The following is a 6,029-nucleotide window of genomic DNA, read 5'->3' as shown; positions in this document are numbered from 1 at the left end:
TACAGGCAGGTTGCCTACGTGTTACTCACCCGTCCGCCGCTAGGGTCCGAAGACCCTCGCTCGACTTGCATGTATTAGGCACGCCGCCAGCGTTCGTCCTGAGCCAGGATCAAACTCTCCATTAAAGTTGCTCCCATCACCCGAAGGCGATGTTCGCTATAATGTAAGCTGATTAGCTCAAAATTTAAAACTGGCGAGAAATTTCATTCTCTAATTCACTCACTCGTTGTTCAGTTTTCAAAGGGCAATTCATTTCATCTTCCGACAAAACTTACTGTCGGTTGTTGTCGACCGTTTCAGCGGCGACTTGATTAATATATCACATCCGCCCAGTCCGATGCAAGTGTTTTTTTAATCCATTTTCAACTTGCCTCATCGGCGGCAAAAGCGACAAGGGGTAATATAGCACGAACGGAACCACCAACGCAACTGTATTTTTTTGGGCAATGCCCGTTGTTCTAATCTTCAACAGCATCCTGAAGAGTTCACACTTGTGTTGCCTTAATTCCCGGGTTCCGTCAAACAAATCAAAAGCAAGCCACCAATCGGCGGCTTGCCATTGTTGTCACACTATTCGCCTTGACGCTCCCGCATCAGCGGGAATAACAGCACATCCCGAATCGAAGGTGCATCGGTAAGCAGCATAACCAAACGATCGATCCCGATGCCAAGTCCGCCGGTCGGCGGCATGCCATATTCAAGCGCCCGAACGAAATCTTCATCCATCTCGTGTGCCTCGTCGTTACCTTGTTCACGCTCGATTAGCTGAGCCTCGAACCTTTCGCGCTGGTCGATCGGGTCGTTCAACTCCGTGAATGCATTCGCATGCTCGCGCGCCACGATAAACAATTCGAATCGATCCGTGAACCGCTCGTCCACCGCACTTTTTTTCGCAAGCGGCGAAATGGCCACCGGGTGTCCCGTAATAAACGTAGGCTGAATAAGCGTTTGTTCCACGAACGTTTCGAAGAAAGCATTTACGATATGACCGAAAGACATCATAGGTTCTACCGGAACCTTATGCTCTTTTGCCAGTCGATGCGCTTCTTCATCGCTCATTTGCACGCTAAAGTCTACCCCTACGACTTCCTTAATCGCATCGACCATGGATACACGGCGCCACGGCGGAGCGAGATCGATCTGCTGCCCCTGATACGTAATCGTCGTCGTGCCGAGCACTTCTTTAGCGATATGCGCAATCATTTCTTCCGTAAGTTTCATGATGTCTTTGTAATCGGCATAAGCTTCATACAGCTCAATCATCGTAAACTCCGGATTGTGGCGTGTAGAAATCCCTTCGTTGCGATAAACGCGGCCAATTTCGTACACTTTTTCCATTCCGCCGACAATTAACCGTTTCAAATGAAGCTCAATTGCAATCCGCATATACAGCTGCATATCGAGCGCATTGTGATGCGTAATGAACGGACGCGCAGCCGCGCCTCCGGCAATGGCATGCAGCGTAGGCGTTTCAACTTCCAAATAACCGCGCGAATCGAGATAACGCCGCATCGATTGAATAATTTTGGAACGGGTAATAAACGTTTGCTGTACATCCTGGTTCATGATCAAATCGACGTAACGCTGGCGGTAACGCAGCTCCACGTCTTTCAGCCCGTGATATTTTTCCGGCAGCGGGAGCAGCGATTTGGACAACACCTCAACGGATTTCGCTTTCACCGAAAGCTCTCCCGTCTTCGTCTTGAACACGGTTCCGCGAATGCCGATCAAGTCGCCGATATCCAGCAGGTCATACGCTTTATATGGGGTTTCTCCCACGGCGTCCGCACGAACGTAAATTTGAATTTTACCCGTGATGTCCTGCAGGTGGGCAAAGCCCGCTTTCCCCATTTCCCGTTTTTGCATAATACGCCCGGCGATGCTAACTTCTGCGTTCTGCGCTTCCAGCTCTTCCTTGGATTTCTCCTCATAAGCTTGGGCTATCTCCGCCGCGCGGTGCGTTCTTTCGAACTTTTGCCCGAAAGGATCGATGCCCAGACTGCGCAACTCGTCCAATTTCGCTCTGCGGATTTGCAGCAGTTCGTTTAATTCCAATTCGACTGACATGATTCCAACTCCTTGAAATGTTCGGAATAATCATAATGTGAAGCTTAAGCAAACAGGCTCCAACGTAATCTACGAAGAAGATAGGCGTTCGTTCCCGGTACGGCGCATGTGCGTAAACCGGATACCGACCGACTTCGAGTTCTCATGCATCGTTCCGCCGACCCTAAGAAAAGCTCCTGAATCGGAGCCGTTCAATTGGAAGCGATATTCGTATCGGTAAAGCGGCTGCTTGCTTAGCAAAAAAGCTTCCCAAGGAAGCTTTTCTCGCGTACTACTTCTTGATATCGATAATCTCATATTGAATGACGCCCGCCGGTACGTTCACATCAACGGTCGCGCCTTTGCGTTTGCCCAAGATGGCTTTGCCGACCGGACTTTCGTTGGAAATTTTATTTTGGAACGGGTCGGACTCCGCAGTACCTACGATGGAATATTCCACGATGTCCCCGAACTCCAGGTCCTTTAACGTAACGATGGAACCAACGCTAACGGTATCCGTATCCACTTCGTCATTGCTGATGATGCGGGCGTTCCGAAGCATTTTCTCCAGCGTAATGATCCGGCCTTCGTTAAATGCTTGTTCGTTCTTAGCGTCCTCGTATTCCGAGTTTTCGCTAATATCGCCGTAGCCGATAGCCACTTTAATCCGTTCCGCCACTTCGCGGCGTTTAACCGATTTCAAATGTTCAAGCTCTTCTTCGAGCTTCTTTAAGCCTTCCTGGGTGAGAATAACTTCTTTTTCGCTCATTGCGACCGATCTCCCATCATGTGAAGGATTTTCATAGTTCGAGCTGAATCGATTATGAATTCACTTGATTACCAATATATGAACGTACCAAGGCTAAATGACCATGCCCGGACCTCAATTTACTATTGACTGATTATATTTCAAGCCAATTAAAATGTCAATGTAAGCCAAGTGCCGCTGCCTATAGGCAAGTTTTTAATGCACGATAGCAGATGCTTCGGCTCCTGTTTCACGGCTAACGGTAGATGCGATAAAATCATCCAGCAATTGAACGAGCGCATCCCGCTTCGTTTGCTCCATAATCGCGTCTTTAATGCGAGCAGCGCCGTGGAGACCCTTCAAGTACCACGCCAAATGCTTGCGCATTTCTTTCACTGCGACAGCTTCGCCTTTCAGTGCCGTTAACCGGTCCAAATGCAGAATAGCGATACGGATTTTCTCCTCCGGAGCCGGTTCTGCAGGAAGCTCCCCTTTTGTGAGATATTGAATCGTCCGGTACAGCATCCAAGGATTCCCTAACGCGGCACGGCCGATCATAACCCCGTCTACCCCGGTATGATCAAGCATACGCTGAGCGTCTTCCGGCGTAAACACATCGCCGTTGCCAATGACCGGAATGGATACGGACTGCTTAACCTCTTTAATGATGTCCCAGTTCGCATGGCCTGTATACATTTGGACTCGGGTGCGTCCATGCACGGAGACGGCAGCGCCGCCGCCATTCTCGACAGCTTTCGCGTTTTGCACGGCATATATATGATCGTCGTCCCAGCCGATACGCATTTTTACCGTCAACGGTTTGCTGACGGCTTTGCTGACGGTAGACACCATTTGTTCGATTTTGCCTGGATCGAGCAGCCAGCGAGCGCCCGCGTCGCACTTCGTAATTTTCGGTACGGGACATCCCATATTGATATCGATAATATCCGCGTTCGTATGTTGATCGACATATTTTGCAGCTTCCAGCAGAGACTCGGTATCGCCTCCGAAAATTTGCAGGCTTAGCGGTTTCTCCCGTTCATCCACAAACAGCATTTCCATCGTGCGATGATTCCCGTGCAATATGGCTTTATCGCTAACCATCTCGGCACATACGAGCCCGCAGCCGAATTCCTTGGCGATTAATCGAAAGGCGGGGTTGCATACGCCCGCCATCGGTGCCAACACCACTTTATTGGGCGCAGTTACATTTCCGATTTGCAGCATCAATTATTCCTCCTTCCATTAAGAACGTTTTATCTGGATGCGGAGAGCAGTTCTTCCGGCGCAACGCCCAGCACTTCCGATATTTTACGAATAATTTTCGGATCCGGCTTCCGCGTACCCCGTTCAATGGAGCCAAGCACGGAAATCGAAATGTCCAGCTTCTCCGCCAATTCGTTCTGCGTATACCCTTTGAGCTTTCGAAAAGCCCGGATGCGCTGAGCTACAGCACTCATTTTGTCCACAATCTAACGCCTTCCTTTCCTTCCACCCGTTCTAGCTGCCGGTTCAACTGCACTACCCTCTCCGGTTCATGCGGCTGCATGACTTCAATTAAAGGCACGAGCACGAAGGCCCGTTCTAGCATGCGGGGATGAGGTAAAATGAGGTCCGGGCGGTCTTGCACTACATCACCGTACAACAACAGGTCGAGGTCAATCGTCCGCGGACCCCAGCGAATTTCGCGTTTGCGTCCCAGCAACTGTTCGACTTGCAGCATTCGCTCGAAAAGCCGCTCCGCCGTCAATGTCGTTTCAACTCGAATGACCATATTCAAAAAAGGATCCTGCTCCACAAAGCCGACTGGATCCGTCTCGTACCATCCAGACTTCCCCGTAACGCGCACTTCCGGGTGCTCCTCGAGCAGCCGAGCCGCCTCATGCAAATAATGCTCCCGGTCGCCTATATTCGAGCCCAAACCAATGTATGCCCGTTCCGTTTGCCGGCCCGACTGCGATTCCCCAACGTCCATGACAATCATGCCCGCTTTCTATGAATTTCAACCGTGACCCCGTCGAAATGAATCGCCACCGGGGGATGCGGCTTAAGCACGCGCACGGTAATTTCATTTATACTAGTATAAGTTCGGAGCACCTCAGATGCAATATGCTCCGCCAGCGCTTCAATCAGCTTGAAGGTTTGCAGTTCTACGATCCGCTTGATCACCTCATGCACTTCCGCATAATTGACGGTATGTTCGAGGTTGTCAGACTGCCCCGCATGATCGAGCGGCATGTACAGCTCCACATCGACATAAAAGCGCTGCCCGAGCTGATTCTCCGCAGGAAATACGCCATGATTGCCGTAAAAGGCCATGCCTTTCATGATTATTTTATCCATGACTTTTGAGGCCTCCTTCGTTTCGCGCCGGTATGCTTCTTATCGAACCTCTTATTGAGCGTTCCTTATCGCATCGGTCATGCGCGCCACCCGTTTCATTTCTTTCACATCATGAACTCTAACGATTTGACAGCCTTGCGCGATTCCAAGTGCGACCGTAGCCGCCGTTCCTTCGATCGCATCATTCGCAGGCAGCTGCAGCGTACGCTGAATCATGCTTTTTCTTGACGTACCGAGCAGTACCGGGTAACCGAGCTCCACAATCCGATCCAAATGATTCATCAGCTGCAAATTTTGCTCATACGATTTGGCAAAGCCGATTCCCGGGTCGAGAATAATCTGCTCTTCCCGAATGCCCGCCGCCAATGCACGCCGTACGGTTTCTCGCAAGTCGTCCACCACGTCATGGATAAAGTTAGCATACACGGCTTCGTTCCGATTATGCATAAGGACGATCGGGCAGCCGTATGTCGCAGCAACCTCCCCCATGAAAGGATCCCGCTGCAGACCCCAAATATCGTTGAGCAGATCTGCACCCGCTTCGAGCGCCTGCCTTCCCGTCTCCGCCTTATAGGTGTCCACGGAGATCGGAATCGTAAGACCCGCAGCTCGGATCGCCCGGATGGCCGGAATGACGCGGCTCAGCTCTTCCTCAAGCGTTACCGGAGCGAATCCGGGACGAGTCGACTCCCCGCCAATGTCCAGCAGGTCGGCGCCGTCTTCGATTAGTTGCTTCGCGCGCTCGACGGCGAGCTCCGGGTCGATGTACTTCCCCCCGTCCGAGAACGAATCGGGGGTGACGTTCAAGATGCCCATAATCAGCGTACGCTCGCTATAATCCAATTTCCCATGCGGACAGATGATCGTTGCCTGGTTGCTCATTCAAATCCCT

7 protein-coding genes and 1 rRNA gene are annotated in these 6,029 nt (G+C 51.0%); all 8 read right to left on the bottom strand.

All coding sequences use genetic code 11. The annotated features are described in order from the left end of the window. A 16S ribosomal RNA gene (locus tag ACFQI7_RS34090) occupies positions 1-125 on the bottom strand; the annotation flags it as partial. A 445-nt stretch (positions 126-570) separates the two neighbouring features. Then, positions 571-2,067 carry a lysine--tRNA ligase gene (gene lysS, locus ACFQI7_RS34085; protein ID WP_218102604.1) on the bottom strand — a complete coding sequence of 499 codons (1,497 nt, stop codon included), beginning with the start codon at positions 2,065-2,067 and terminating at the stop codon, positions 571-573. A 271-nt stretch (positions 2,068-2,338) separates the two neighbouring features. Further along, positions 2,339-2,815 carry a transcription elongation factor GreA gene (gene greA, locus ACFQI7_RS34080; protein ID WP_218095646.1) on the bottom strand — a complete coding sequence of 159 codons (477 nt, stop codon included), beginning with the start codon at positions 2,813-2,815 and terminating at the stop codon, positions 2,339-2,341. Positions 2,816-3,010: 195 nt separating this feature from the next. After that, complete coding sequence (gene dusB / locus ACFQI7_RS34075) at positions 3,011-4,021, bottom strand: tRNA dihydrouridine synthase DusB (RefSeq protein ID WP_218102603.1); 1,011 nt, start codon at positions 4,019-4,021, stop codon at positions 3,011-3,013. A 29-nt stretch (positions 4,022-4,050) separates the two neighbouring features. Continuing rightward, on the bottom strand, positions 4,051-4,254 hold the full coding sequence (locus tag ACFQI7_RS34070) for a helix-turn-helix domain-containing protein (protein ID WP_218102610.1): 204 nt from the start codon (positions 4,252-4,254) through the stop codon (positions 4,051-4,053). Then, positions 4,251-4,769 (bottom strand): 2-amino-4-hydroxy-6-hydroxymethyldihydropteridine diphosphokinase, encoded by a 519-nt coding sequence (folK, locus tag ACFQI7_RS34065; RefSeq protein WP_218102611.1) that lies wholly within the window; start codon positions 4,767-4,769, stop codon positions 4,251-4,253. Before folK ends, ACFQI7_RS34070 begins: the two co-directional genes overlap by 4 nt. A gap of 5 nt (positions 4,770-4,774) precedes the next feature. After that, entirely contained in the window at positions 4,775-5,137 is a 363-nt protein-coding gene (gene folB, locus ACFQI7_RS34060; RefSeq protein WP_218102602.1) for a dihydroneopterin aldolase, read from the bottom strand. 51 nt (positions 5,138-5,188) lie between these two features. Then, on the bottom strand, positions 5,189-6,019 hold the full coding sequence (gene folP, locus ACFQI7_RS34055) for a dihydropteroate synthase (protein WP_218102601.1): 831 nt from the start codon (positions 6,017-6,019) through the stop codon (positions 5,189-5,191). Positions 6,020-6,029 lie beyond the last annotated feature (10 nt).

The organism is Paenibacillus allorhizosphaerae (assembly GCF_042659105.1).
Lineage (GTDB): Bacteria > Bacillota > Bacilli > Paenibacillales > NBRC-103111 > Paenibacillus_G > Paenibacillus_G allorhizosphaerae.
Note: the sequence above shows the minus strand (reverse complement) of the source record. Positions and strands in the feature narration are given on the sequence as shown.

Excerpts from the sequence above, each read along its gene's own strand:
- greA (WP_218095646.1), bottom strand. The coding sequence starts at position 2,815 with ATGAGCGAAAAAGAAGTTATTCTCACCCAGGAAGGCTTAAAGAAGCTC.
- folB (WP_218102602.1), bottom strand. The coding sequence starts at position 5,137 with ATGGATAAAATAATCATGAAAGGCATGGCCTTTTACGGCAATCATGGC.
- dusB (WP_218102603.1), bottom strand. The coding sequence starts at position 4,021 with ATGCTGCAAATCGGAAATGTAACTGCGCCCAATAAAGTGGTGTTGGCA.
- folP (WP_218102601.1), bottom strand. The coding sequence starts at position 6,019 with ATGAGCAACCAGGCAACGATCATCTGTCCGCATGGGAAATTGGATTAT.
- folK (WP_218102611.1), bottom strand. The coding sequence starts at position 4,769 with ATGGACGTTGGGGAATCGCAGTCGGGCCGGCAAACGGAACGGGCATAC.
- lysS (WP_218102604.1), bottom strand. The coding sequence starts at position 2,067 with ATGTCAGTCGAATTGGAATTAAACGAACTGCTGCAAATCCGCAGAGCG.
- ACFQI7_RS34070 (WP_218102610.1), bottom strand. The coding sequence starts at position 4,254 with ATGAGTGCTGTAGCTCAGCGCATCCGGGCTTTTCGAAAGCTCAAAGGG.